Source organism: Amycolatopsis pretoriensis (assembly GCF_900107925.1).
GTDB lineage: Bacteria > Actinomycetota > Actinomycetes > Mycobacteriales > Pseudonocardiaceae > Amycolatopsis > Amycolatopsis pretoriensis.
Window position 1 is genome coordinate 373,340 of sequence record NZ_FNUJ01000006.1, and the last position, 22,463, is coordinate 395,802.

The following is a 22,463-nucleotide window of genomic DNA, read 5'->3' on the forward strand; positions in this document are numbered from 1 at the left end:
GCAGTTCGTTCATTGAACTACGCCGTGCTACGGTGCGGTAGTTCAGTGAACGAACTGCCACCGGGAGGTCTCGTGTTCCAGTTCCTCGTCTCCTTCACGGTCCCGCCGGACCACCACGGCGCCACCGCCCACGCCGAAGGCCCGCACTTCGGCGCGTTCTTCGCCGAGGCCGCCGCTTACGCCGAGGGCCCGACGTGGCTCATGCGCGGCACCGTCGTCGGCGTTCCGGCCTGATCCCGCAAGGAGTTGCGATGTCCCTCTTCCTCGTGACCGCCGCGGCCGGCAAGACCGGTGGCGCCGCCGTCGGACACCTGCTCGCCCGCGGCCACCGCGTCCGCGCCATGGTCCGCCGCGACGACGACCGCTCGCGCGCCCTCGCCGCGGCCGGGGCCGAAGTCGTCCGGGCCGACCTCCTCGACCTCGACGCCGTCACCGCGGCGCTCGACGGGGTCACCGGTGCCTACTTCTGCTACCCGATCCGCGAAGGCCTCCTCGACGCGACCGTCACCTTCGCCCAGGCGGCAACGGAAACCGGCGTCCGCTCCATTGTGGACATGTCCCAGATCTCGGCTCGCCGCGAAGCCCGCAGCAACGCCGCGAGGCAGCACTGGCTCGCCGAACGCGTCTTCGACCGCACCGGCCTGCTCACCACCCACCTGCGGCCCACGTTCTTCGCCGAATGGCTCACGTCGTGGTGGGAACTGCGCGACGGCGAAGGCCTGCTGCGCCTCCCCTTCGGCGACGGCCGGCACGCGCCGATCGCCGCGGCCGACCAGGGGCGCGTGATCGCCGCGGTCCTCGCCGACCCCGGCCCCCACGCCGGCGCGAGCTACTCCCTTCACGGCCCGGTCGAGCTGAACCACCACGAAATCGCCGAAATCATGGCCGGCACGCTCGGCATCCCGGTGCGCTACGAGCCGATCGGCGTCGAAGAGTTCTCGACGTCGATGGCCGCGCGCGGGCTGCCGGCACACCTGATCCAGCACCTGGGCAACGTCGCCGTCGACTACCGGAACGGCGTTTTCGCGGGCACCAACGACATCGTCGAGCGGATCGGCGGCGTGGCCCCGCTGTCGGTCGAGCAGTTCGTGCTCGCGAACAAGGATTCCTTCGCCGGCAACGGCCCCTACTTCGTCGCCTGAGAAGAAAACCATGGCATCCGTCCTCATCACCGGTGCGGGCAAGGGCATCGGCCGCGCCATCGCGCTCGAGCTGTCCCGCCGCGGCCACCGGGTCATCGCCACCGCACGCGACCCGCGCGTGCTCGCCGACCTGCCCGTCGACCAGCGGCTGCGGTTCGACGTCACCGATTCCGGCAGCGTCGACCAGGCGGTCCGGGACGCCGGCGAGGTCGACGTCCTGATCAGCAACGCCGGCGAAACCGTGCGCGCACCGCTGGAAACCGTTCCCCTCGACGAGGTCGACCGGCTCTTCCGGCTCAACACGCTGGGCGCGTTGCGGGTCGCCCAGGCCGTCCTCCCCGGGATGCGCGGTCGCGGCTCGGGCCACCTGGTTTTCGTGTCGAGCGTCCAAGGCCGGCTCGTGCTGCCGATCATCGGCCCGTACGCGGCCAGCAAGTGGGCCCTGGAAGCGATCGCCGAGACGCTCGCCATCGAAACGCGTCACTTCGGCGTCAACGTGAGCATCGTCCAGCCCGGCGCGGTTTCCTCGGGTGGCGCCGAGCGCGCGAAGGTCTGCTTCGCCGACGAAGACCCGTACCTCCCGCTGTACGAGCAACTCACCGCCCTGCGCGGCGAAGTCGTGACACCCGAGGAGGTCGCTGTCACGGTCGCCGAGACGATCGAGCACGCCGAACCGCCGTTGCGCGTGCCGGCCGGGGCGCCCGCGGAAAAAGCGTTGCGGGCCCGGAAGGAGGCCCCGGAGAACGAACCGTTCTTGTTCGCGAAGATCGACTGGTGAGTGCTTGAACGAGCAACTAAACGGGAGTACTACTGGTCGGAGGATCACAAGGTCCGTTCGCTCTCCAGGGGAGAATTTCATGCACTTGGGTTTCAGCCTTCCGGTCTTCGGCAAGGCAGCGGCCACACCGGGCGGGATCGCGCGGTACGCACGCGAAGCCGAACGAGCCGGGGCGGCGAGCCTCTGGGTCGGTGACCGGCTGCTTTCGCCGGTCGCGCCCGTCGTGCCCTACCCGGGCTACGACACCATGCCCGAGGAGTTCCACACCGCCCAGGACCCGTTCACCGCGCTGGCCGTCGCCGCCGCCGTGACCGAGACGGCGATCCTCGGCTCCAGCACCATCAACGCGACCCAGTACCAGCCGGCGAACTTCGCCCGGCTGCTGACCAGCATCGACGTCGCCTCGAACGGACGCCTGCTGCCCGGTCTCGGCATCGGCTGGTCGCCCGACGAGTACGCGGCCGTCGGCATCCCGATGAGCGAGCGCGGCAAGCGGCTGGACGACCTGCTCGACCTGCTCGAGACCTGGTGGACCAAGGAAACCGTGACGCACGAAGGCGTCGGCTACGCCATCGCCGAGTCCCACGTCGACCTCAAGCCGGTGCGCAAGCCGCCGGTGCACCTGGCCGGCTTCGGCGAGAGGTCGCTGCGCCGGGTCGCCGAGCGGGCCGACGGCTGGCTGCCGGTCTGGTCGATCCCCGAGCAGTTCCCGGCGGACGTGCTCACCTCCACCCTGGCCAAGCTGCGGGCCGACGCCGAGAAGGCCGGCCGCGACCCGCAGGCGCTCGGCGTGGCCCTGCGCGTGAACGCCGCGCCCGGCACGGAAGCGGAGCAGATCGCCGAGTCGGTGACGAAGATCGTCGGGATCCTCGAGCCGGACCACACCTTCGTCGACCTGGCCTACCTGACGAGCAGCGTGGACGAGCACCTGGACCTCACCGGCCGCGTGCTGGACCTGGTCGCCAAGGGCTGACGCGCGGCGCGGAACCCGCTCCGGCGGGTTCCGCGTCCGGGGGCGGTGCGGGGCCGGTCGATGCGATACTGCGGGGTGTGCGCACCCCGGGGAAAGACGACCGCGTGATCCGCTTGGTGATCGTCGACGACGAGCCGATGGTGCTCGCGCACCTGCGCACGGTGCTGACCTCCGCCGGTGACATCGACATCGTCGGCCAGGCCCAGGACGGTGCCGAAGCCGTCGAGGCGGCCGGGCGCTTCCGGCCCGACGTCATGCTGATGGACCTGCGGATGCCCGGCGTGGACGGGCTGACCGCGATCGAGCGGATCGTCGAGTTCCCGGACCCGCCCGCCCTCGTCGCGCTCACGACGTTCGACACCGACAGCCACGTCCTCGAGGCGCTGCGGGCCGGCGCGTCGGGGTTCCTGCTCAAGTCGACGCCCCCGGAGGACCTGATCGGCCTGGTGCGCGTCGCGGCCGACGGGCACACGGTGCTGTCCAAGGAAGCCGCGCGCCGGATGGTGTCGGCGTCGGCCGGCGAACACGAGCGTTCGCGGGAAGCCCGCGAGCGCACGGCGGATTTGACGGACCGCGAGCTGGACATGCTCGTGTGCCTCGGCGAGGGCATGCCGAACGCGGCCATCGCGGCCAAGCTGCACCTGTCCGAGGCGACGGTGAAGAGCTACGTCTCGCGGATGCTGACGAAGCTGGGCTGCGCCAACCGGACCCAGGCCGGGCTGCTGGCCCACGAAGCCGGTCTCGCGGGCTGACGCCGGTGTCGGAGGTCACCGCTCCCGGGTCACCCACCACGCCGCCCTTCGGCACGCGCGTGCTGGCGACCCTGCTCGTCCTGGCAGTGGTCTTCGGCGGTCTCGACGTGGCGATCTGCCTCAACAGCCACCCGACCACCGGCTGGGCCGGCCCGCGCGCGGACCTGGTGCTGCAGCTGCTCGTCGACGTCTCGGTGCTCGGGCTGCGGCGGTTCCCCAAGACGGTCGCGAGCATCGCGCTGGCGGTGACGCTCGCGACGGTGCTGGCCGGCGCGCTCGCCCCCGGCCTGCTGTCCCCGGAGGACCCGGCCAGCCCGCTGATCCTGCCGCGCATCACGCCGGTCATCGTGATCTTCCTGGTCCGGCTGGAGCCGCCGCGGGTGGCGTTCGCGTTCACCGGCGCGCTGGCGGTCGTCGGCAGCTCGCTGTGGGCACCCAGCTGGACGCTCACCCCGGTCGGGCTGCTCAGCACGATCGGGCCCGCGGCCGTCGTGCTGTACCTGGACGCGCGCCGGCAGCTGCTGCGGGAACTGCGCGACCGCGCCGAGCGGGCCGAACGCGAGACGCACCTGCTGGCCGAGCGGGCCCGGTTCGAGGAGCGCAGGCGGCTCGCCGCGGAGATGCACGACGTGCTCACCCACGGGCTCAGCCTGATGGTCCTGCACGCCGGAGCGCTCGGGGTCAGTTCGCAGGAACCCGAGGTCCGCAAGGCGGCCGAGGACATCCGCCGCCGCGGCGCGATGGCGTTGGACGAGCTGCGCGACCTGGTCGGAGTGCTGAACACGACGACGGCCGCCGTGCCCGCGAGTCCTCGCCCGGGCGCGGCGGAGCAGCCGGCGCCGGACCCGGCCACGCTGGTCGCGGAGTCGGTGTCGGCGGGAATCCCGGTGGAGCTGGACGCCGAGGGCGAGCGCGCGCAGCTGTCCCCGACGATCGCGCGCACGGTCCACCGGATCGTGCAGGAGGCGCTGACGAACGCCCGCAAACACGCGGCGGGCGCGGAGGTCCGGGTGAAGCTGCGGTACCGGCCGGACGGGGTCGCCATCCGGGTGAGCAACACCCGGCCGAGCCGGCCGCCGGACGAGGTGCTGGCGAGGAGCGGGTCCGGGCTGGGGCTGTCGAGTTTGCGGCACCGGGTGGAGCTGGTGGGAGGGACGCTGCGGGCCGGGCCGACGCCGGACGGCGGGTTCCGGATCGCGGCGGACTTGCCGGCTTACGTGCCCACGACGGAGACGCGCCAGAAGCCGGCGCACCGCTGACGGCCAGGCGGCGGTCCCCGCACCGCCCGCCCCCTCGCACCGCCGGCGCCGCTGCTCTCACCCCGCCCGCGCCGCTGCCCTCCCCCGCCCGCACCGTCGCCCCTCGCGCCGCGCGCACGGCCGCCCCCCTCGCACCCGCCGCACCGCCGCCCACTCACGCCGCCCGCGCTGCCGCCCCCGCACGCCCGCGCCGCCTCCCCCGCGCCGCCGCCCCTCGCACCACCCGCACGGCCGCCGCCTTCTCGCCGTCGCGAGAAGACTGCTCAGCCCGAGTCGCGCTTGCCCATCAAGGAAAACGCGACCACCAGCGCCACCGCGACCCACGTCAGCAGCGTCCCACCGCCGGCCAGCGGACCCAGGTACGTCGCCGAGTCCGTCTTCAGCTGGGCCGTGCTCAGCTGCTCCGCGGCCGAGGCCGGGAAGTACGCCAGGACGTCGCGCTGCACCCACGCCGGCAGCAACGCGCCCAGGATCGCCGGGGCGAAGATGAAGCCGATCGCCGTCGCGATCGCGCCCGCCGCGCTGCGCGTCAGCACGCCGAACGACAGGGCCAGCAGCGCGAACGCCGCGAACTCCGCGCCCCAGCCGAGCAGGCTGCGCAGCACCCCGGGACCGCCGAGGCCCAGCGTCGGGATGCTCGGGTTGCCGCCGAGGACCAGCTGGCCGGTGAAGAACGCCGCCGCGGCGAACACCGTGCCGAGCGCGAACGCCGGCAGCCCGACGACCACCGCCTTCGAGACCAGGACCCGGCCGCGGCGCGGCGTGATCGCCAGGGTCAGGCGCATCATCCCGGTCGAGTACTCCCCCGACACGGCCAGCACGCCGAGCACCGAAACCAGGATGAGCCCGAGGTTCATCCCGACCATCGCGGTGCCCGCCGAGTCGAAGTCCGTCGTCTGCCCGGTGGGCAGGTTCCGGAAGGCCCGCTCGGTCAGGAAGCTGAACAGCACGGAGAACCCGACGCTGACGACCGCCGCGAACACGACGACGATCCAGGTCGACCGGACCGACCGCAGCTTGGTCCACTCGGCGGCGAGCGTGTTCGAGATGCCCGGCGAGGTCTTCGACGCCGTAGTGGTCGTCATGTCAGTCCGTCCATTCCGCTGTGCGACCGGTACCGCACGCTGTCCCTGGTGAGGTCCATGAACGCGGCCTCGAGACTGGCGCGGACCGGCGTGAGCTCGTGCAGCCCGAACCGGCGCTCCAGCGCGAGGTCGCCGATCTCCGGCGCGTCGAGGCCGGCGACGTCGAGCGAGCCGTCGTCCAGCTTCGTCACCTCGGCGCCCGCGCGTTCGAGGGTTTCGGCCAATTCGGTCGCGCTCGGCGAGACGACGTGGACGTGGCTGCGCGCGCTGCGCCGGGTGAAGTCGGTGATCGGCGTGTCGGCGATCAGCTCGCCGCGGCCGATCACGATGACGTGCCCGGCCGTCTCTTCCATCTCGTTCATCAGGTGGCTGGACACGAAGACCGTCCGCCCCTCGGCGGCGAGGTCCTGCATCAGCGTCCGGATCCAGTGGATGCCCTCGGGGTCGAGGCCGTTGACGGGCTCGTCGAACAGCAGCGTCGGCGGGTCGCCGAGCAGCGCCGTCGCGATGCCGAGCCGCTGGTACATGCCGAGCGAGAAGGTGCCGACCTTCTTGCCCGCGACGTCGCTGAGCCCGACGGTGCCGAGCACCTCTTCGACGCGCTTGCGCGGGATGCCGCCGGCCTGCGCCACCCACCGCAGGTGCCGGTAGGCGGTGCGCGCGCCCTGGACGGCCTTGGCGTCGAGCAGCGCGCCGACCTCGCGCATCGGCGCGGGCAGGTCGCGGTAGGCCTTCCCGTCGACGGTGACCGAGCCACCGCTGGGGGCGTCCAGGCCGAGGATCATCCGCATGGTGGTGGACTTGCCCGCGCCGTTGGGGCCGAGGAAACCGGTCACGACGCCGGGCTTGACGTCGAACGACAGCCCGCGGACGGCCGTCGTCTCGCCGTACCGCTTGGTGAGGTCTCGTGCTGTGATCAAGCGCCTGCTCCGAATCCGATCCTGGGTGTCCGGGCCGAGTGAACCGGCTGCCGCGGCCGTCGTGCTACGGCCCAAGGTGGCTTGCCGCCGCAACTTTCGATGATCGGATGACGACTTTCGAGGACTCACAACGCGGTTCGCGCCGTGTTTGAATCGATCACCGGCAATTCGCCGTTTCCCGTTCCGAAGGAGTTCCCATGACCGAAGAACACCGTGGCCGCCCGTTCGTTTCCCTCGTCATGGGGCTGATCCTGGTCGCGGGCGGGATCGTCATCATCCTCAACGCGGGCGAGCACACGATCGGCGTGATCGGCGGCGCGGTGACCATCCTGGCGGGCTTGGCGTTCTTCGTCCGCAGCGCGGTGTCCCGCAAGACGACGCCCGCGGGCCGGCGTCGCTTCTTCATTTCCTGAAAGCACTTCCGGACGGCCGCGGCGCGTGTACTCCCGTGCAGGCTCTCCGGCCGCCCGTACCCGACCGCGTCGAATGGTCTTGACCATTGCGGCGAGGCGTCCTTAGCGTTCGGCCGTCCCCACCGTCGCGGACGCGTGCCGCCGCCACGCACGTGCCGCTCTTCCCGAGGAGGCGCCATGCTGTCCAGGCGTACCTTCGTCACCGCCGGTCTGACCGCCGTGGCCGGCGCGTCGCTGTGGTCCACCGCCACCGCGCCGCAAGCGCGGGCCGCGGCGTCCCTTCCGGTGACGCTCAAGAACAATTCGGGCAACGGCACCGTCTACGCCTACATCAGCGGCGCCGACACGTCGGGCTGGCCCGGCTTCGTCACGGCGAGCGGCCAGTTCCAGCGCCTGCCCAACCCGTCCTCGCCGGTGACCCCGATCCCCGACTACGCCATTCCGCTCACCGGCTCGGGCGCCCAGGTCACGGTGACGCTGCGCGATTACATCATTGGCGGCCGCGTGTGGTTCTCGGCCGACCAGAAGATCCAGTTCTTCGTCAACCCGGGCCCCGGCCTGGTGCAGCCCGGCTTCACCAGCTCGGACCCGAACTGGCGGACCAACTGGACGTTCGCCGAATTCACCTACAACAGCGCGAACCTCTACGCGAACATCAGCTACGTCGACATGGTCGCGCTGCCGGTGTCGATGGCGACGACGGGCGCGGCGGGGTCGCAGTCGGTCAGCCCGCTGCCCGACGGCGCGCTCGGCGCCATCGCGGACGGGCTGCGCGCCCAGCACTCCGCCGACGGCGCGCCGTGGGACCAGCTGGTCGTCACCGACACCTCCGGCAAGGTGGTGCGCGTGCTCGCGCCGGGCCACTCCCCGACCGACTTCGGCGGCTACTGGACCGGGTACCTCAACGCCGTCTGGGACCACTACCGCTCCACGCCGCTGACGATCAACGGGCAGGGCGGCATCGGCTCGTTCACGGGCACGGTCAGCGGTGACACGATCGTGTTCGCCGGGCTGAACACCAACGGCGTGCCGTTCACCAAGCCGAGCGCGATCGACATCTTCGGCTGCGCGAGCGGGCCGCTGTACAACTCCGGCGGCGACGCCCGCGGCGCGATCGCGGCCCGGCTCGCGGCCGCGCTCAACCGCAGCAGCCTGCTGGTCGCGGGCGGCAACAACCAGCCCGACGGCGTCGCGCCTTCGCAGTACTACAAGGACGCCACGACGAACCACTACGCGCGGCTGGTCCACCAGCACGCGTCGATCGGCTACGCGTTCCCGTACGACGACGTCGGCCCGACGGGCAGCCAGCCGGTCGACGGGCACCTGCAGGACCCGGCCCCGACGTCCTGGACGGTGGCGCTGGGCCCGGGCGGAGGCGGCACGACGCCCCCGCCGACCGGGGGCGGCACGAGCGCGTACTCGACGATCCAGGCGGAGTCCTACAGCGCCCAGAGCGGCACGCAGAACGAGGCGTGCAGCGACGCGGGCGGCGGCACGGACGTCGGCTGGATCGCCAACGGCGACTGGCTGAAGTATTCGAAGGTCGACTTCGGATCGAGCTCCCCCCGCCAGTTCGTCGCCCGGCTGGCGTCGGGCGCGGCGGCGGGGGTGAGCGGCGCGATCCGCGCGCGGATCGACAGCGTATCGGGCCCGGTGCTGGCGGAGATCGACTTCGCCAACAACGGCGGCTGGCAGTCGTGGCAGACGATCCCGGCGAACGTCGTCGCGTCGGCCACCGGCGTGCACGACCTGTATTTGACGTTCTCGGGTGGCTCGGCGGACTTCGTCAACATCAACTGGCTGACGTTCACGCGGTAGCGGTCGGTGGACGAGCCCAGGCCGGTCGGCCTGGGCTTTTTCGTGTCCGGCATCCCCCGCGGGGGTGTTCGTGGGCCGTTGGGGCGTCACGAGGGTGGAGTGGCGGGGTTTCACCGGCGCGGGCGGTGGTCGGGGCTGCTCGCGGGGACGGTCGTGTCCGGCTGGGGAGCCGGGGATGGCATCGGGGAACGGGGCGCCGGGCTCGCGTAGGGGGCGAGCCCGGCGCTACTCCCATCCGGGGCGGGCTTCGGGGTGCGCTGCTGCGATCGGGCCGGTCGTCGCGGCGTCGGCCCGTCGCACCGCCTGAGTTAACCCGGAAGAGTTAGTCCTTCCCGGAGGGGTGACAGAACTGCTCACGGACCGACGGCCGCGTCCCCGGCATGTCAGCCTTCGCAGGAAAGCGCCGGACCTGCAGGTAGGCGTGCCGCAGCGCCTCGCGGGCCCGCGCGCCCAGCGCGTCGACGCTGGTGGGCGAGACCCCCAGCACCGGGGCCAGTTCGGCCGCCGTGTGGCCTTCGGCGACGGTGCTCCACAGCACCGTCCGCCACCGGGCCGGCAGGGTGCCGAAAGCCGCCTCGACCAGCTCGTCGGCCCCCGGCTGGGGCCTGTCCCAGCGCGCGGCCAGCTCGCGCATCGTCGCCACGAGGTACGGCCGGAGGTTCTCCCGCGGCCCGCCACCGGCGCGGAGCACGGCGAGGACGCAGGTGAACGTCTCCGCGACGAGGTCGTCCGGGTCGGACCGGTCCGCGGCGAGCCGGCGCAGGGCATCAGCGTGCCGGCGGAAGAGCCGGCCGGCCGCACCGGCGTCGCCTCTGCGGAACGCGGCGATCAGCCGAGCGTCCGGCGGGTCGCCGTCGTCCACCGCTCCCCACATCGCGTACTCCGATCTCCGCCGCCGATACACTCCGTGATGGCCTGAGGCCCAAAGTAACAGATACAGAAGCGTAACCCATATCCTGCTCGCCGGTAGGGTCACCGGAGTGACGTCCTCTTCAGCGCGGCCCGGTCCCGGCGACGGGCGGGCGGCCCGCTGGGCGGGACAGCGCGAGCGCCGGCGTCGCGAGTTCGTCGACGCCGCTTTGCGGGCGATCGCCGAGCACGGCCCCGACGTGTCGACCGAGCGCATCGCCGACGCCGCCGGCGTGGCGCGTCCCCAGCTGTACAAGCACTTCGACGACGCCACCGACCTGAGACGGGCGATCGCCGACCGGGCGACCGGGCTCATCACCACCGCGCTGCTGCCGGTGTGGGAGCCGCAGGGCAGCGCGCTGCAGATGATCACGGTCGCGGTCGACGCGCACACCGGCTGGCTCGCCACCAACGGCAACCTCTACCGCTACCTGACCCGGCACGCCCAGATCGGCGGGCGCGACGCGATCTCCGACGTCAAAACGGTCATCGCGCGCCAGCTCACCCAGGTGTTCGAGTTCTACCTGACGGCGTTCAAGCTGGACGCACGCATCGCGGAAGTCATTTCCTTCGGCGTCGTCGGCCTCGTCGATTCCTGCACCGCGCAATGGATCGAGAGCCCGCGCGGCGTCACGCGGACCCAGCTCACCGAGCTGTTGACCCGCTGGATCTGGGGCATGATCGACGACTCCCTCCGCGCGGGCGGCATCGAGCTCGACCCGCACCTGCCGCTGCCGCCACCGCCGCGTCCGCCGGAGATCAGACGGTGAGGACCACCTTGCCCCGCAAGTGACCCCGCTCGATCAGCCGGTGCGCGTCGGCGATGCGGTCGAACGGGAACGTCTCCTGCACGTGGACCCGGAGCTCACCCCGGTCGACGAGGCCGGCGAGGCCGCGCAGGGCGACCGGATCGGGGTCGACCGCGATGCCGCTGAAGCGCCGCCCGGCCGCCTCGAACTTCGCGATGAGGACCGTGTCCTCCTCGGCGACCGCTGTCACCAGGTGGCCGCCGGGGCGGAGCACCTCGAGCGACCGCTCGGCGGTGTCGCCGCCGAGCGTGTCGAGCACCACGTCGACGTCGCCGGTCACTTCGGTGAAGTCGACCGCGGTGTAGTCGATCACCTCGTCGGCGCCGAGCCCTTCGACGAACTCCCGCTTGGCCGGGCCCGCGGTCGTGATCACGTGCGCGCCGAGGGATTTCGCGAGCTGGATCGCGACGTGACCGACCCCGCCGCCACCGCCGTGGACCAGGACGCGGTCGCCCTCGGTCACGCCGCCGAGGTCGGCCAGGCCCTGCCACGCGGTCAGCCCGACAACGGGCAGCGCCGCCGCCTCGACGTGCGAAAGCGACGCCGGCTTGTGCGCCAGGTGCAGGGCCGGCGCCGCCACGAACTCGGCGTACCCGCCGGCCGCCCGGGGGAACAGCGGCATCCCGAACACCTCGTCGCCGGGCTTGAACCGCCACGTCCGCGGCGCCGCCTCGACCACGCCGCTGATGTCCCAGCCGAGGACGAACGGCGGCGGCCCGAGCAACGGGAATTCGCCGGCGCGCAGCCGCGGTTCGAGGGGGTTCAACCCGATCGCCTCGACGCGGACGAGGACTTCGGCCGGCCCGGGCCGGGGCGCGGGCGCGTCCTCGATGGTGAGGACCTCCGGGCCGCCGAGGGTGTGCTGGGTGATGACTCGCATACCTCGACGATGGCCGTCCCCGCGCGGGCGGGCCACCGGTGTCGCGCCAGGATTCTCCGACAACCCGCCAAGCTAGGCTGGGTGCCGATGATCGAACTCGTCCGGGCCGGCGATCCGGCGGTGTGCGAGCCGCTGGCGCACGGCGACGTCGTCCCCGCGCACTTCCACGACTTCGGCCAGCTCCGGTACGCCGCGTCCGGGGCGCTGGTCACCTCGACCGGGGCCGGCACCTGGGTGGCGCCGGCGAACCGCATCACGTGGGTGCCGCCGTTCCACGTCCACAGCAGCCGATCGCACGGCCGGACCGACGTCCGGCTGCTCGAGGTGCCGGCCGAACCGGCCGGGCGGCTGCCGGCGGAACCGTCGGTGTTCGCGGCAAGTGCGCTGCTGCGCGAGGCGTTCTTGGCAACGATCGGCGACCCGGCCGACGGCCCGCGCACCCGGCTGCTGCTGGAAGTCGTCGTCTCGGAGCTCGTCCGCGCCCCACGGGAACCGTTGCGCCTCCCGGAGCCCCGCGACGCGCGGCTCAAGGCCGTCACGGACCTGCTGCACGCGGACCCGGCGAACCCGGCAACGCTGGCGGAACTGGGGCACCGGACCGGCTCGAGCGAGCGAACCCTCAGCCGCCTGTTCGCCACCGAGCTGTCGATGGGCTTCCCCCAGTGGCGCACGCTGTTGCGCGTCCAGCGGGCGTTGCTCGAACTCGGCGAAGGCCGCTCGGTGACGGACACGGCGATCCGGCTGGGGTGGGCGAACCCGGGCAGCTTCATCGACGCGTTCACCGAACTCGTCGGCCACACCCCGGGCCGCTACCGCGCCGCCATCGAGTAGCGGCCGCGCGAAGTTTCCGGCCGCCGGGCTCGGAGGTGCGCCGCGCAGGGGGCCCTCGACCACGGGGCACCCCAGGCGGCGGCGCCGGAACCGCCCCCGTCGATCGTCGCGGCACACCGCCTGGTCGTGCGCGATACCGGCCGCAAACATCACTTTCAGGGGAATGTGCCGGTGAGCCACCGAAAGGTGTTTTCGGTGCGCCTATGGGTGGATTCGGATTGCCGGTCCTCGCGATTTTGCCGACACTCGGTGCATGGAGAACACGGTTTCCGAACCCGAAGCACCGCCGGAGTCCGACGTCCGGTTCCCGATCGTCCTGCGGGGGTACGACCGCCGGCAGGTGGACGAATACGTACGGGTCGCGGAGAAGCGGGTGGACCGGCACGAGAAAGCGCGGCGGGTCGCGGAGCGCCGGCTGGCCAAGGCTCAGGTGCCCGCGCCGCGTTCCGGGGAACCGGACGGTGCCGCCGGCCTGGGCAAGCGGATCGAGAAGATCCTCCAGGTCGCGAAGTCCGAAGCCGCCGCGATCAAGGAACAGGCCTGCCAGGAGGGCGAGGCGCTGCGGGCGGCCGCCGAGAAATCGGCCGCCGAAGCGGAGCGCGCCCGTGCGGAGACCGAGCACGCCGCGCAGCGGGAGGCGGACCTGATCCTCTCCCGCGCGGAAGAGGAAGCCGCCGCCATCCGGGCGACGCACCAGGCGGTGCTGGCCCAGCTGAGCCAGATCGCCGCCGTGGTCGAGGAGGTGCGCGACCGGTTCGGCGGCGAGGCGGGGCAGGAGAGCCCGGTCGAGGCGGAACCCGCGGACTCCGCGCCTTCGCTCGCGAGCTGACTGCCGAGGCACGTGAGCAGGCCGCCTGGGTGCACGAGCCAAGCACGCCTGAGGCTGCGCACGCACTCAACCGTCCGCGAGCCGGCCCGCGATGGCCGAGCCGGTACCCGGCCGCGGTCGCGCACCCGCTGCTCGGACAGGCGCCACACGCGTGATCACGAAGCCCTCAGGGAAAGAAGAGCTTTGCGGCCAGACCGTCCAGGGCGGTCCTCAAGCGAAAGCTCGGCCAGAGGTGCAGGCTCCGAGTCGGCTGGGGCGGGAGCGAGCACGCCTGCGGTGACGTTGGCCGTCGGCGGGCGGTAGCCGGGCGTACGTGCGCCGGCGTACAACTGCAGCGGCGAGCTGTTGCACACCAGTAGCCACCGCGACTGACCGCTGCCACCGACAACGAAGCAGCCTGCCCAGGCCGCGGCATCCGAACGACACGTATAGCTTGATGGACAGCAAAAAAGCCCAGGTCGATGACCTGGGCTTTGCTCCCCCGCTTGGACTCGAACCAAGAACCCTCCGGTTAACAGCCGAATGCTCTGCCAGTTGAGCTACAGGGGAATGTCGCTCACTTCCGGTGTCGGCCGTCTCCGTCCGACGAGAAGAACTTTAGCCCATGCCGCCGCACCCTCAGCACCCACCCCCCACTTGGCGCAGCCGCCCCCTTGCGGCCGTTTTCCTGGACAATGGACAGTCGGACGACCTACGGACGGAAGGCGTGGACGCGGATGAAGAAGTTCCTGCTGGGGGCAGGCCTGGGGTACGTGCTGGGCGCCAAGGCAGGCCGGGGGCGGTACGAGCAGCTCGTGCGCACCTACCGCCGGGTCGTCGACCATCCGATGGTCCAAGGTGCCGCCGGGGTGGCTCGCGCCAAGATCAGCGAGAAGGTGCGCCGCTAGACGCGGGCCACGAAGAACACCCTGCGGAACTCGAACCACGTCGTTCCGTCGGCGCGCTTCGGATACGCCGATGCCAGCAGGGGTGCCAGTGAAGCGCGGAACTGCTCCCATTCGGCGTCGGCCAGGGCCGCCCGGATGGGACGCAGTGCCGTTCCCGTGATCCACTCCAGCACCGGGGACTCGCCCCGCAGCGGCTGCACGTACGTCGTCTCCCAGGCGTCGACGCCGCAGCCCGCGTCGGCCAGGAGGTTCGCGTACTCCAGGGGGCTCGACACCGCGTCGTCCTCGCGCAGGACGACCTCCGCCAGCCGGGACGACCAGGCCGGGGACGCCGCCAGCTGCCGCGTCAGCGCGTGCGACGGCGCGTTGAAATTGCCCGGCACCTGCACCGCGAGGCAGGCACCCGAGGGCAACGCGGAGACCCACCGGCGAAGCAACTCGGCATGGTCGGGAACCCACTGCAGGACGGCGTTCGACACGACGACGTCGGTGTCCGGCGCCGGCTTCCAGTCGCGGACGTCGAGCAGGGACGCGTCCAGTCCGCGGCCGCGCGCGGCCGCCACCATTTCGGGTGAACTATCGCTGCACTCCAGCACCGCCGAAGGCCACCGCTCACGCAGCGAGACGGTCAGGTTGCCCGGCCCGCAGCCCAGGTCGACGACGCGTCGCGGAGCAGTCGCACCGATGCGGGAAACCAGGTCGTGGAACGGCCGGGCCCGCAGGTCGGCGTAGTCGAGGTACTTGTCCGGATCCCACACGGCCGCCTCCCAGCAAACAGTACGCCTGTACTGAGTACGAGCGTACTGCTACTCGGCGGGGTTGACCAGCTTCGCGGCGACCTGCTCGGCGATGGCGGTCACCAGCTCGACGTCGGTGCCCGGGTCCGGCCGGACCTGCAGGACGCTCCCGTCGCGGCCGGGCACCTTGCGCTGCACGAACCACGCTCCCCCGGACCCGATCTCCTGCCGGTGCCGTGAGCGGATCGAACCCTCGACGCGCTGGTAGGCCTCGCGCGGCACCTTGCCCGGCGCCGGCAGCCGGAAGCGCACCGGCGGCAGGTCGGCCAGCACGACCGCCGACCCCGCCGCACCCACCTCGGACGACTCCGTCAGCGTGAAGACGCCGTCCGACCAGGCCGCCTTGCCGATCAGGTGCCAGCCGACGCGGCGAGCGCCGTCGCCGGCCGGGATCCAAAGGCCCAGCGGTGTCACCACCAGGTAGCCGCCACCCTCGACCGGGGCGCTCTCGACGACGTCTTCGCCCGGCGAAAGCGTGCCCGCGAAGTCCGGCGGGGTGCGGTCGCCCAGCAACCGGCGCCACAAGCTCATCTCAGCCCCACGCGCCGGCGGCCGCCTGCTCGCCCAGCGACTTCTTGTACTGCTCCAGCGCGACGAGGTCGCCGAACAGCGCGCGGTAGTCGTCCGGCGCTTCGACCGGCGACAGCCGCTGCAGCTTGCCCTTGATCTCCGCGATCTGCCGGCCGACCAGGCCCTCCTGGAGCCGGGCGAGGATCGACGAGATGTACCGCGAGTCGACTTCGTCCTTGGCCTGCAACGGTTCCACGGCCAGCTCCGACAGGACCCGCCGGACCGTCCCTTCCGGACAGTGCGGGGCCGCGGCGTCCAGCAGCGCCGGGCCGGTCAGGCCCGAACCCGCGCCACCGGCCTTCAACACCGCCTCGTGGACGGCCACGTACACCGGGTGCGTGAACGCTTCCAGCGGCAACGCGTCGTACTCCGGCCCGGCGATCGCGGGCTGCTGCAACGCGGCCTTCAACGCCTCGCGCTGCACGGCGAACCGCGGGTCCTTCGGCGCCGGCCGGGCCACGTCCTGCGTCGTCGGCGCCGCCGGAGCCTGAGCGCCGACGCGAGCCGGCTGCTTCAGGGGCGCGCCCCCGCGCTTGTCGGTCGCGCCCGCGCTGCCGCGGACCCGGTTGACCACCTGGGCGACGTCCTGCCAGCCGACCCACCAGGCGAGCTTCGACGCGTAGCCGTCGCGGGCCGCGCGGTCCTTGATCGACGCGACCATCGGCACCGTCTTCTGCAGCGCCGCGACCTGGCCGTCGACCGAGTCGAGGTCGTAGTTCTTGAGCGTGCTGCGGATGACGAACTCGAAGAGCGGGGTCCGCCGGGCGACCAGGTCCTTCACCGCGCTGTCGCCCTTGGCCAGCCGCAGCTCGCACGGGTCCATGCCGTCCGGCGCGACCGCGATGTACGTCTGGCCGGCGAACGTCTGGTCGCCTTCGAACGCCTTCAGCGCGGCCTTCTGGCCGGCTTCGTCACCGTCGAAGGTGAAGATGACTTCGCCGCGGAAGGCGTCGTCGTCCATCATCAGCCGGCGAAGCACCTTCATGTGGTCTTCGCCGAACGCCGTACCGGACGACGCGACCGCCGTCGGCACGCCCGCCGCGTGCATCGCCATCACGTCGGTGTAGCCCTCGACCACGACGACTTGGTGCCGCTTCGCGATCTCGCGCTTGGCCAGGTCGAGGCCGAACATGACCTGGGACTTCTTGTAGATCGGCGACTCGGCGGTGTTGAGGTACTTCGCCGAGATCCGGTCGTCGTCGAACAGCCGCCGGGCGCCGAAGCCGACGACCTCGTTGCCGACGTCGCGGATCGGCCAGACCAGGCGCCGGTGGAAGCGGTCCATCGGGCCGCGCTGGCCCTCCTTGGACAATCCCGCCGTCAGCAGCTCCTTGACCTCGAACCCGCGCGTGAGCAGGTGCTTGGTGAGCTTGTCCCAGCCGCCGGGGGCGTACCCGCAGCCGAACGTCTTGGCCGCGGCGGCGTCGAACCCGCGCTCGGACAGGAAGTCCCGCGCGGCGCGCGCCTCGTCGGTGGCCAGCTGCTCGGCGTAGAACTCCTGGGCCGCGCGGTGCGCCTCGATCAACCGGCTGCGGCTGCCGCGGTCGCGCTGGATCGTCGCGCCGCCGCCTTCGTAGGTGAGCCGGATGCCGACCCGGTCGGCCAGCCGCTCGACGGCCTCCACGAAGGTGATCAGGTCGATCTTCTGGATGAACTTGATCACGTCACCGCCCTCGCCACAGCCGAAGCAGTGGAAGGTGCCGTGCGTCGGGCGGACGTTGAACGACGGGGTCTTCTCGTTGTGGAACGGGCAGAGGCCCTTCAGGCTGCCCCCACCGGCGCGGCGCAGCGCCACGTACTCCCCGACGACCTCGTCGATCCGGTTCCGCTCGCGCACCTCCGCGATGTCGCTCTCCCGAATCCGTCCTGCCACGTCACCCACTCTAGCCGCGCCGTTTGCGGCACACTCGGGGCATGGCCTCCACGCCCACCGCCCAGGACACGCTCGCCGGGGAGTTCGCCGAGCACCGCGGTCACCTGATCGGCGTCGCCTACCGGCTGACCGGCACGCGCGCCGACGCCGAGGACGCGGTCCAGGAGTCCTGGCTGCGGCTGGCCGGACTGGACGACGCCGGCCGCGCGGCGATCCGCGACCTGCGCGGCTGGCTGACCACCGTCGTCGGCCGGATCTGCCTCGACCGGCTGAAGTCCGCCGCGGCCCAGCGCGAGAAGTACGTCGGCAACTGGCTGCCCGAGCCGGTCGTCACGCCGTTCGGGCGCCCGGTGAGCGAAGACCCCCTGGACGTCGCCGTGCGTGACGACGGCCTGCGGATGGCCGCGCTGGTCGTGCTCGACAAGCTGACGCCGGAGCAACGCGTCTCCTTCGTGCTGCACGACGCCTTCTCGGTGCCGTTCGCCGAGATCGCGGACGCGCTCGGCGTCTCGGTCGACGCCGCGCGCCAGCACGCGTCGCGCGGCCGCAAGGCCCTCGCCGACGCCGATCCGGCGCCCCGCGTGCCGCTGGACGACCAGGCGAAGATCCTCGAGAAGTTCGTCACCGCGCTGCACCAGGGCGACATCCGGGCGATGACCGAACTGCTCGCCCCGGACGTCGTGCTCATCGGCGACTCGAACGGCAAGGGCCGCACCGCCCGCCAGCTCATCCTCGGCCCGGACAAGATCGCCCGGTTCTTCGTCGGCCTCACCCGCAAGTACGCGCCCGGCATGCTGGAGCGCGGTGCGCCGGTGCTGGTCAACGGCGACCTCGGGATGTACCTGGCGCCGATGCCGGGCCGCGACGGCTTCCTCGCCCTCGACGAGCACGTGCAGGCGATGACCGTCCGCGACGGGAAGATCGTCGCGATCTACGACGTCGTCAACCCGGACAAGCTGACCCGGATCACGCGTCCCGCCGGCGAGCCCGCGTGATCCCGGCGGCCAGCAGCAGCACGGCGAAGGCACCGAAGTAGGCCAAGGCCCCGGCCGGGGGCAGCGGCGAGTCGGACAGCACCGTGGCGTTGCCGCCGTCCCGGCCCGCGTTCGCCTCGCCGGTGCCGCTCAGGAACTTCGTGACGGCGTTCAGCGGCAGCCACCGGTGGATCGCCTGCCCGGCGCGCGGGATCAGCTGGACGACGTTCTCCGCCATCAGCGGGTAGGCGACGAGCACGGCGACCGCGCCGGCGGTGTGGCGCACGAGCAGGCCGACGCCGACGCCGCAGACGGCGGCCAGTGCGAACACCGGTCCGGTGCCGGCGACGATCGTCCAGTCCGCGACGCTGTCCAGGGCCAGGTCGGCGTCCGGGGCTAGCACCCGCGCGACCAGCCAGGCCGCGAACGCGGCCACTTCGCCGATCCCGAACGCGTAGCCGGCGACGAGCGCGGCCTTGGCCAGCAGCACCGGCGTCCGGCTCGGCACGGCTTGGAAGGTGCCGTGGATCGTGCCGGAGTGGTACTCGCTCGTCACGGCGAGCGCGCCCAGCACCAGCACCGCGACCAGCGCGAGCTGGTAGCCGAACTGGGTGCTCGCGACGGTGGGCGGCAGCCGGGACTCGGTGGCGGTGAGCGCCGTGAGCGCGGCCGGGAAGGCCAGCGCCACGAGCGCGAAGACGCCGCACACCCACGGTGTGGCGATGCTGAAGAGCTTTATCCGTTCACTGGCGACGAGGTGCATGCGCGGAACGGTCCCGCGGCGGACCCCACCGGCGCGTCCACCCGGGGTCCGATCCCCGGCGTCCTACGGGAGCGGGACGCGGCAGGCGTCGCCCGAGGTGAAGCCCTGGTCGACGATGCCGAGCGCGCTGTTCATCCGGGCGCGCGAGTTCTCCAGCGCGATCTGGTAGGTCAGCTCGACGACGCCGGCGCGGCCGAACTCGCGCTCGAGCTCGGCGACCTGCTCGTCGGTCACGGTGACCCGCTCGCCGGACATCGCGTCGGCGTAGGCGATCGCGAGCCGTTCCTGGTGGCTGAACGCGGGTGAGGTCGCGTAGTCGTCGATCTTCTTCAGCCGTTCGACGTCCAGGCCGTCGTGCTTCTGCAGCATGGTGCCGAAGTCGACGCACCACGAGCAGCCGATCCGGGTGGCGACGCGGTAGACGGCGAGCTCGCGCACGTTCGCGGGTACCTTCTTCGACGCCCGCTCGGCCAGCGTTTCGTGCACCGCGTAGGTGCGGAGCAGGGCCGGGTGGTGGGCGGCGACGGCCATCGGCTCGGGCACGGCGCCGTAGCGGCGGCCCGCGAACCGGTACATCAGCTTGAGCACGAGGCCGGCTTCGGACGTCTTCTTCGCGGGGATGCGAGGCATCGCGTTCTCCTTCGTTGGCGGTCACGAAGGGGACGAGACCGCGTCGGCAGACGTGACAGCGGGCGCGGCGACGCAGGCCAGGAGCATGATCGCGGCTGCGGCGCCGAACACGACGGTGAGCCCGCCGGCCCCGAGGCCACCGGTCGTGGCCAGTGCGAGCCAGCCGAACACGGCGGCCCCGGCCAGCCCGCCGGCCTGCCGGGCGAAGGTCAGCGAACCCAGCGTGACGCCCAGCAGGTCGCGCCGGGCGCGCGTCTGGCCGAGGACGGTGTAGGCGGACGTGCAGACGGTGAAGGCCGCGCCGATCGCGAACAGGCCCGGCGCGAGAAGCCACGGAGTGCCGCCGAGCGCGGCCGCGACGGCGATCGCGGCCAGCCCGGCCGTACCGAGGAGGCAGCCGAACCGGCCCCAGGCCGCCATTTCCGGGTGCCGGCGGGCCAGCGCGGCGAAGGAGGCGGACAACGCGAGCTGCCCGGCGGTCATCGTGACCAGCAGCAACCCGGTCGTGGCCGCGTCGGCGTCCAAGGCCGCGACGAGCGCGACGTAGGTGAAGGTGCCGTAGAGCGCCGCGCCCGCCAGGCCGTTGACCACCACCGCGCGGGCGAGGACGGCGTCGGCGAACACCTTCGGCGAGATCAGCGGGCTCTTCGCGCGACGCTGCCGGCGCACGAAGAGAAAGCCCGTCACCACGGCGGTTCCGGCCAGTATCGGCGTCCACAGTGGACTGTGGGCGAGCGTGTCGACGGTGCCGAGCGCGACGACCGCCGACCCCGCGGCCACGAGCAGGACGCTGCTCCCGACGTCGAACTTTTCCCTGGTGCGGCGGGGTTTCGCGGGCAGACCGCGCAGACCGAGGAAGAGGGCGGGCACGCACAACGGCAGGTTGACCAAGAAGATCCAGCGCCAGCCCGGCCCCGCGGCGAGCAAGCCGCCCAGCGGCGGGCCGCCGAGGGTGGCGGCCGCGAACACCGCGGTCTGCCAGCCCTGGCGGCGCAACAGTTCGTCACGCTCGAACAGTTCGCCGAGCGCGCTCATCGCCGTGACGATCAGGCCGCTCCCACCCAGGCCTTGAAGCGCGCGGGCGGCGGCGAGCGAGCCGAGGTCGGGCGCGGCGGCGCACCACGCCGAGGCCGCGGCGAACACGAGAACCGAGCCGGCGAAGGAGATCCGGCGGCCGTGGAGGTCGCCGAGCCGTCCGTGCAGCGGCGTCGCGACGGTGAGGGTGAGCAGGCCGGCCGCGGTCACGGCGACGAGCCCGGTGCGGGCGTGCAGGTCGGCGCCGATCGAGGGCAGGGCCGCCGTGACGATCAGGCCGTCGAGCTGGGCCATGGCCATGCCGAGCAGCAGGCCGGCGTACGCGAGGTTCCGAGATGCGTGCATAAAGCACACGTTATAACGTGCCTTATGCACGCATCAAGCTCGGCTGGTGGCCCCGCGCTGTTCCGCCTGGTCCGACACTGGGCGCGCCAGTGGGCTCCGGACGTCGTCGAGCGCTTCGCCGCGGACGCCCCACCGGCGTGGACGGTGCCGAACCTCTTCGTCATCCAGGCCATCGACGGCGCGGCGAGCGACGAGGTGACGGTCGCCGACGTGGCCCGCCAGCTGGGCATCGACCGGTCGGTGGCCAGCCGGATGGTCGCGGAAGCGGGCCGGGACGGGTTCGTGGTGCGCTCGACGTCGTCGCGGGACGCCCGCCGCGCGGTCCTGACGCTCACCGAAGCGGCGAAGGAGTTCCTCGCGGCTTCGCAGGCCCACCAGCGTCAGGCGTTCGAGTCACTGGTGGGCCATTGGGACGCGGCGGACCGCGAACGCTTCGCGGGCTACCTGGCGCGGCTCGCCGGCGAAGTCCTCGGCTGATCCAGGATCGGGTTCAGCGCTTCCCAAGCGTGCCAGGCGCGGGTCACGCCGAACTGGGCGTTGAACCGCAGCGCCGCGCGCACGTCGTCCGGCGACGCGCCACCCCGGAGTGCGCGCCCGACGTGGATGCGGAGGGTGTCTTCCAGGGTCTGGTAGTGGACGTCGACGCTGAGGCTGACCAGGCCGCGCTCGCGTTCGCTCAGCGTGCCCGGCCCGTGCCCGGCACGCATCCGCGACTGGAGGTCGAAGAAGCCGGTGAAGTGCGGGTCCAGCTCGTCGAGCCGCGTCCGCACCTCCGCCGGCAGCGGGCTGGGTCCGTCCGGCAGCGGCTCCGGGGCCGGCAGCTCGGGGTCGATGCCCAGCTCCCGTTCCAGCTCGGCGATCCGTTCGATGCCCGCGGTCGCGGCGTGGTAACCGCAGTCGTAGGAGACGAACCGGAGCAGCTCCCGGACGTCCGATGTGGACACTCCGGCGGCCAGCCCGGTGCGCACGTGGGCGCTGAACGCCAGACCCAGGCTCGCCTGGCAGACGTCGGCCGTGACGCAGAGGAACGTCTTCTCCCGGTCGGTCAGCTCGGGAATCGCCCGGACGTACTTAGCGGTGGCGCCGACCAGCTGGGCGAACGCCGGGTCGAGCGCGGCGAGCCGGTCGAGGTTCGTTTCGGTGGTGGTCAAGATCGTGCTCCCTCAGAGTGCTGAACGTGCGTAGCGCTAC

Annotated in this window: 25 protein-coding genes and 1 tRNA gene; 14 read left to right on the top strand and 12 right to left on the bottom strand. The window is 72.2% G+C overall.

All coding sequences use genetic code 11. From position 1 onward, the window contains the following. Positions 1–45 precede the first annotated feature (45 nt). The 6 genes from BLV96_RS49300 (at position 46) to BLV96_RS27875 (ending at position 4,904) form a co-directional block, all read left to right on the top strand. Entirely contained in the window at positions 46–234 is a 189-nt protein-coding gene (locus tag BLV96_RS49300; RefSeq protein WP_143051030.1) for a hypothetical protein, read from the top strand. A gap of 17 nt (positions 235–251) precedes the next feature. Next, the gene (locus BLV96_RS27855) at positions 252–1,142 is read left to right on the top strand and encodes an NmrA family NAD(P)-binding protein (protein WP_086684692.1); all 891 of its coding nucleotides are present in this window, start codon (positions 252–254) and stop codon (positions 1,140–1,142) included. Positions 1,143–1,152: 10 nt separating this feature from the next. Then, positions 1,153–1,920, top strand: coding sequence for an SDR family oxidoreductase (locus BLV96_RS27860; protein ID WP_086684695.1), 768 nt, complete (start codon positions 1,153–1,155; stop codon positions 1,918–1,920). 79 nt (positions 1,921–1,999) lie between these two features. Next, positions 2,000–2,893: a TIGR03619 family F420-dependent LLM class oxidoreductase gene (locus BLV96_RS27865; RefSeq protein ID WP_086684698.1), complete on the top strand. Its 894-nt coding sequence runs from the start codon at positions 2,000–2,002 to the stop codon at positions 2,891–2,893. Positions 2,894–2,997: 104 nt separating this feature from the next. Continuing rightward, positions 2,998–3,645 (top strand): response regulator, encoded by a 648-nt coding sequence (locus tag BLV96_RS27870; RefSeq protein ID WP_086684704.1) that lies wholly within the window; start codon positions 2,998–3,000, stop codon positions 3,643–3,645. Positions 3,646–3,650: 5 nt separating this feature from the next. Further along, positions 3,651–4,904, top strand: coding sequence for a sensor histidine kinase (locus tag BLV96_RS27875; protein ID WP_091389592.1), 1,254 nt, complete (start codon positions 3,651–3,653; stop codon positions 4,902–4,904). Positions 4,905–5,167: 263 nt separating this feature from the next. On the opposite strand, the gene BLV96_RS27880 is transcribed toward BLV96_RS27875, so the two are convergent. Together BLV96_RS27880 and BLV96_RS27885 are read right to left on the bottom strand one after the other, a co-directional pair. Further along, the gene (locus tag BLV96_RS27880) at positions 5,168–5,989 is read right to left on the bottom strand and encodes an ABC transporter permease (RefSeq protein WP_091389595.1); all 822 of its coding nucleotides are present in this window, start codon (positions 5,987–5,989) and stop codon (positions 5,168–5,170) included. Next, the gene (locus tag BLV96_RS27885) at positions 5,986–6,909 is read right to left on the bottom strand and encodes an ATP-binding cassette domain-containing protein (RefSeq protein ID WP_091389596.1); all 924 of its coding nucleotides are present in this window, start codon (positions 6,907–6,909) and stop codon (positions 5,986–5,988) included. The genes BLV96_RS27880 and BLV96_RS27885 overlap by 4 nt, the downstream gene beginning before the upstream one ends. 197 nt (positions 6,910–7,106) lie before the next feature. Between BLV96_RS27885 and BLV96_RS27890 the strand changes: the two genes are divergently transcribed. Both BLV96_RS27890 and BLV96_RS27895 read left to right on the top strand, forming a co-directional pair. Next, positions 7,107–7,322, top strand: coding sequence for a hypothetical protein (locus BLV96_RS27890; protein WP_086676886.1), 216 nt, complete (start codon positions 7,107–7,109; stop codon positions 7,320–7,322). A gap of 177 nt (positions 7,323–7,499) precedes the next feature. Then, entirely contained in the window at positions 7,500–9,140 is a 1,641-nt protein-coding gene (locus BLV96_RS27895) for a beta-1,3-glucanase family protein (RefSeq protein ID WP_086676887.1), read from the top strand. 322 nt (positions 9,141–9,462) lie between these two features. On the opposite strand, the gene BLV96_RS27900 is transcribed toward BLV96_RS27895, so the two are convergent. Then, complete coding sequence (locus BLV96_RS27900; protein WP_091389599.1) at positions 9,463–10,014, bottom strand: RNA polymerase sigma factor; 552 nt, start codon at positions 10,012–10,014, stop codon at positions 9,463–9,465. Between the two features lie 106 nt (positions 10,015–10,120). Between BLV96_RS27900 and BLV96_RS27905 the strand changes: the two genes are divergently transcribed. After that, complete coding sequence (locus tag BLV96_RS27905) at positions 10,121–10,819, top strand: TetR/AcrR family transcriptional regulator (protein ID WP_086676889.1); 699 nt, start codon at positions 10,121–10,123, stop codon at positions 10,817–10,819. On the opposite strand, the gene BLV96_RS27910 is transcribed toward BLV96_RS27905, so the two are convergent. Next, entirely contained in the window at positions 10,809–11,738 is a 930-nt protein-coding gene (locus tag BLV96_RS27910) for an NADP-dependent oxidoreductase (RefSeq protein WP_086676890.1), read from the bottom strand. The genes BLV96_RS27905 and BLV96_RS27910 overlap by 11 nt on opposite strands. Before the next feature lie 87 nt (positions 11,739–11,825). Here BLV96_RS27910 and BLV96_RS27915 point away from each other — a divergent pair, with 87 nt between their 5' ends. Together BLV96_RS27915 and BLV96_RS27920 are read left to right on the top strand one after the other, a co-directional pair. Then, positions 11,826–12,569, top strand: coding sequence for an AraC family transcriptional regulator (locus BLV96_RS27915; RefSeq protein ID WP_086676891.1), 744 nt, complete (start codon positions 11,826–11,828; stop codon positions 12,567–12,569). Positions 12,570–12,822: 253 nt separating this feature from the next. Next, positions 12,823–13,398: a DivIVA domain-containing protein gene (locus BLV96_RS27920; RefSeq protein ID WP_086676892.1), complete on the top strand. Its 576-nt coding sequence runs from the start codon at positions 12,823–12,825 to the stop codon at positions 13,396–13,398. 476 nt (positions 13,399–13,874) lie between these two features. Here BLV96_RS27920 and BLV96_RS27925 read toward each other — a convergent pair. Beyond that, positions 13,875–13,947: transfer RNA gene (locus BLV96_RS27925), tRNA-Asn, on the bottom strand. 125 nt (positions 13,948–14,072) lie between these two features. On the opposite strand from BLV96_RS27925, the gene BLV96_RS49305 reads away from it, so the two are divergent. Beyond that, complete coding sequence (locus BLV96_RS49305) at positions 14,073–14,285, top strand: hypothetical protein (RefSeq protein WP_143051031.1); 213 nt, start codon at positions 14,073–14,075, stop codon at positions 14,283–14,285. On the opposite strand, the gene BLV96_RS27930 is transcribed toward BLV96_RS49305, so the two are convergent. From BLV96_RS27930 to dnaG, 3 genes are read right to left on the bottom strand one after another with little or no spacing between them, the layout of a single operon-like run. After that, a complete protein-coding gene (locus tag BLV96_RS27930; RefSeq protein ID WP_086676893.1) occupies positions 14,282–15,043 on the bottom strand; it encodes a trans-aconitate 2-methyltransferase in 762 nt (253 codons plus the stop codon). The two genes, BLV96_RS49305 and BLV96_RS27930, sit on opposite strands and share 4 nt — an antisense overlap. Positions 15,044–15,091: 48 nt before the next feature. Then, a complete protein-coding gene (locus tag BLV96_RS27935) occupies positions 15,092–15,613 on the bottom strand; it encodes a hypothetical protein (protein WP_086676894.1) in 522 nt (173 codons plus the stop codon). Between the two features lies 1 nt (position 15,614). Continuing rightward, a complete protein-coding gene (gene dnaG / locus BLV96_RS27940) occupies positions 15,615–17,534 on the bottom strand; it encodes a DNA primase (RefSeq protein ID WP_086676895.1) in 1,920 nt (639 codons plus the stop codon). Between the two features lie 32 nt (positions 17,535–17,566). Between dnaG and BLV96_RS27945 the strand changes: the two genes are divergently transcribed. Beyond that, positions 17,567–18,520 (top strand): sigma-70 family RNA polymerase sigma factor, encoded by a 954-nt coding sequence (locus BLV96_RS27945; RefSeq protein WP_086676896.1) that lies wholly within the window; start codon positions 17,567–17,569, stop codon positions 18,518–18,520. On the opposite strand, the gene BLV96_RS27950 is transcribed toward BLV96_RS27945, so the two are convergent. The 3 genes from BLV96_RS27950 to BLV96_RS27960 all read right to left on the bottom strand — a co-directional run bounded on the left by BLV96_RS27950 (position 18,492) and on the right by BLV96_RS27960 (position 21,272). After that, positions 18,492–19,262 (bottom strand): hypothetical protein, encoded by a 771-nt coding sequence (locus BLV96_RS27950; protein WP_086676897.1) that lies wholly within the window; start codon positions 19,260–19,262, stop codon positions 18,492–18,494. The genes BLV96_RS27945 and BLV96_RS27950 overlap by 29 nt on opposite strands. A 63-nt stretch (positions 19,263–19,325) precedes the next feature. Continuing rightward, positions 19,326–19,892 (bottom strand): carboxymuconolactone decarboxylase family protein, encoded by a 567-nt coding sequence (locus BLV96_RS27955; protein WP_086676898.1) that lies wholly within the window; start codon positions 19,890–19,892, stop codon positions 19,326–19,328. A 21-nt stretch (positions 19,893–19,913) separates the two neighbouring features. Continuing rightward, positions 19,914–21,272, bottom strand: a complete 1,359-nt coding sequence (locus BLV96_RS27960; RefSeq protein WP_086676899.1) for an MFS transporter — start codon at positions 21,270–21,272, stop codon at positions 19,914–19,916. A 24-nt stretch (positions 21,273–21,296) separates the two neighbouring features. Between BLV96_RS27960 and BLV96_RS27965 the strand changes: the two genes are divergently transcribed. Next, complete coding sequence (locus BLV96_RS27965) at positions 21,297–21,749, top strand: MarR family winged helix-turn-helix transcriptional regulator (RefSeq protein WP_086676900.1); 453 nt, start codon at positions 21,297–21,299, stop codon at positions 21,747–21,749. On the opposite strand, the gene BLV96_RS27970 is transcribed toward BLV96_RS27965, so the two are convergent. Then, positions 21,713–22,423: a carboxymuconolactone decarboxylase family protein gene (locus BLV96_RS27970; RefSeq protein WP_086676901.1), complete on the bottom strand. Its 711-nt coding sequence runs from the start codon at positions 22,421–22,423 to the stop codon at positions 21,713–21,715. The two genes, BLV96_RS27965 and BLV96_RS27970, sit on opposite strands and share 37 nt — an antisense overlap. Positions 22,424–22,463 lie beyond the last annotated feature (40 nt).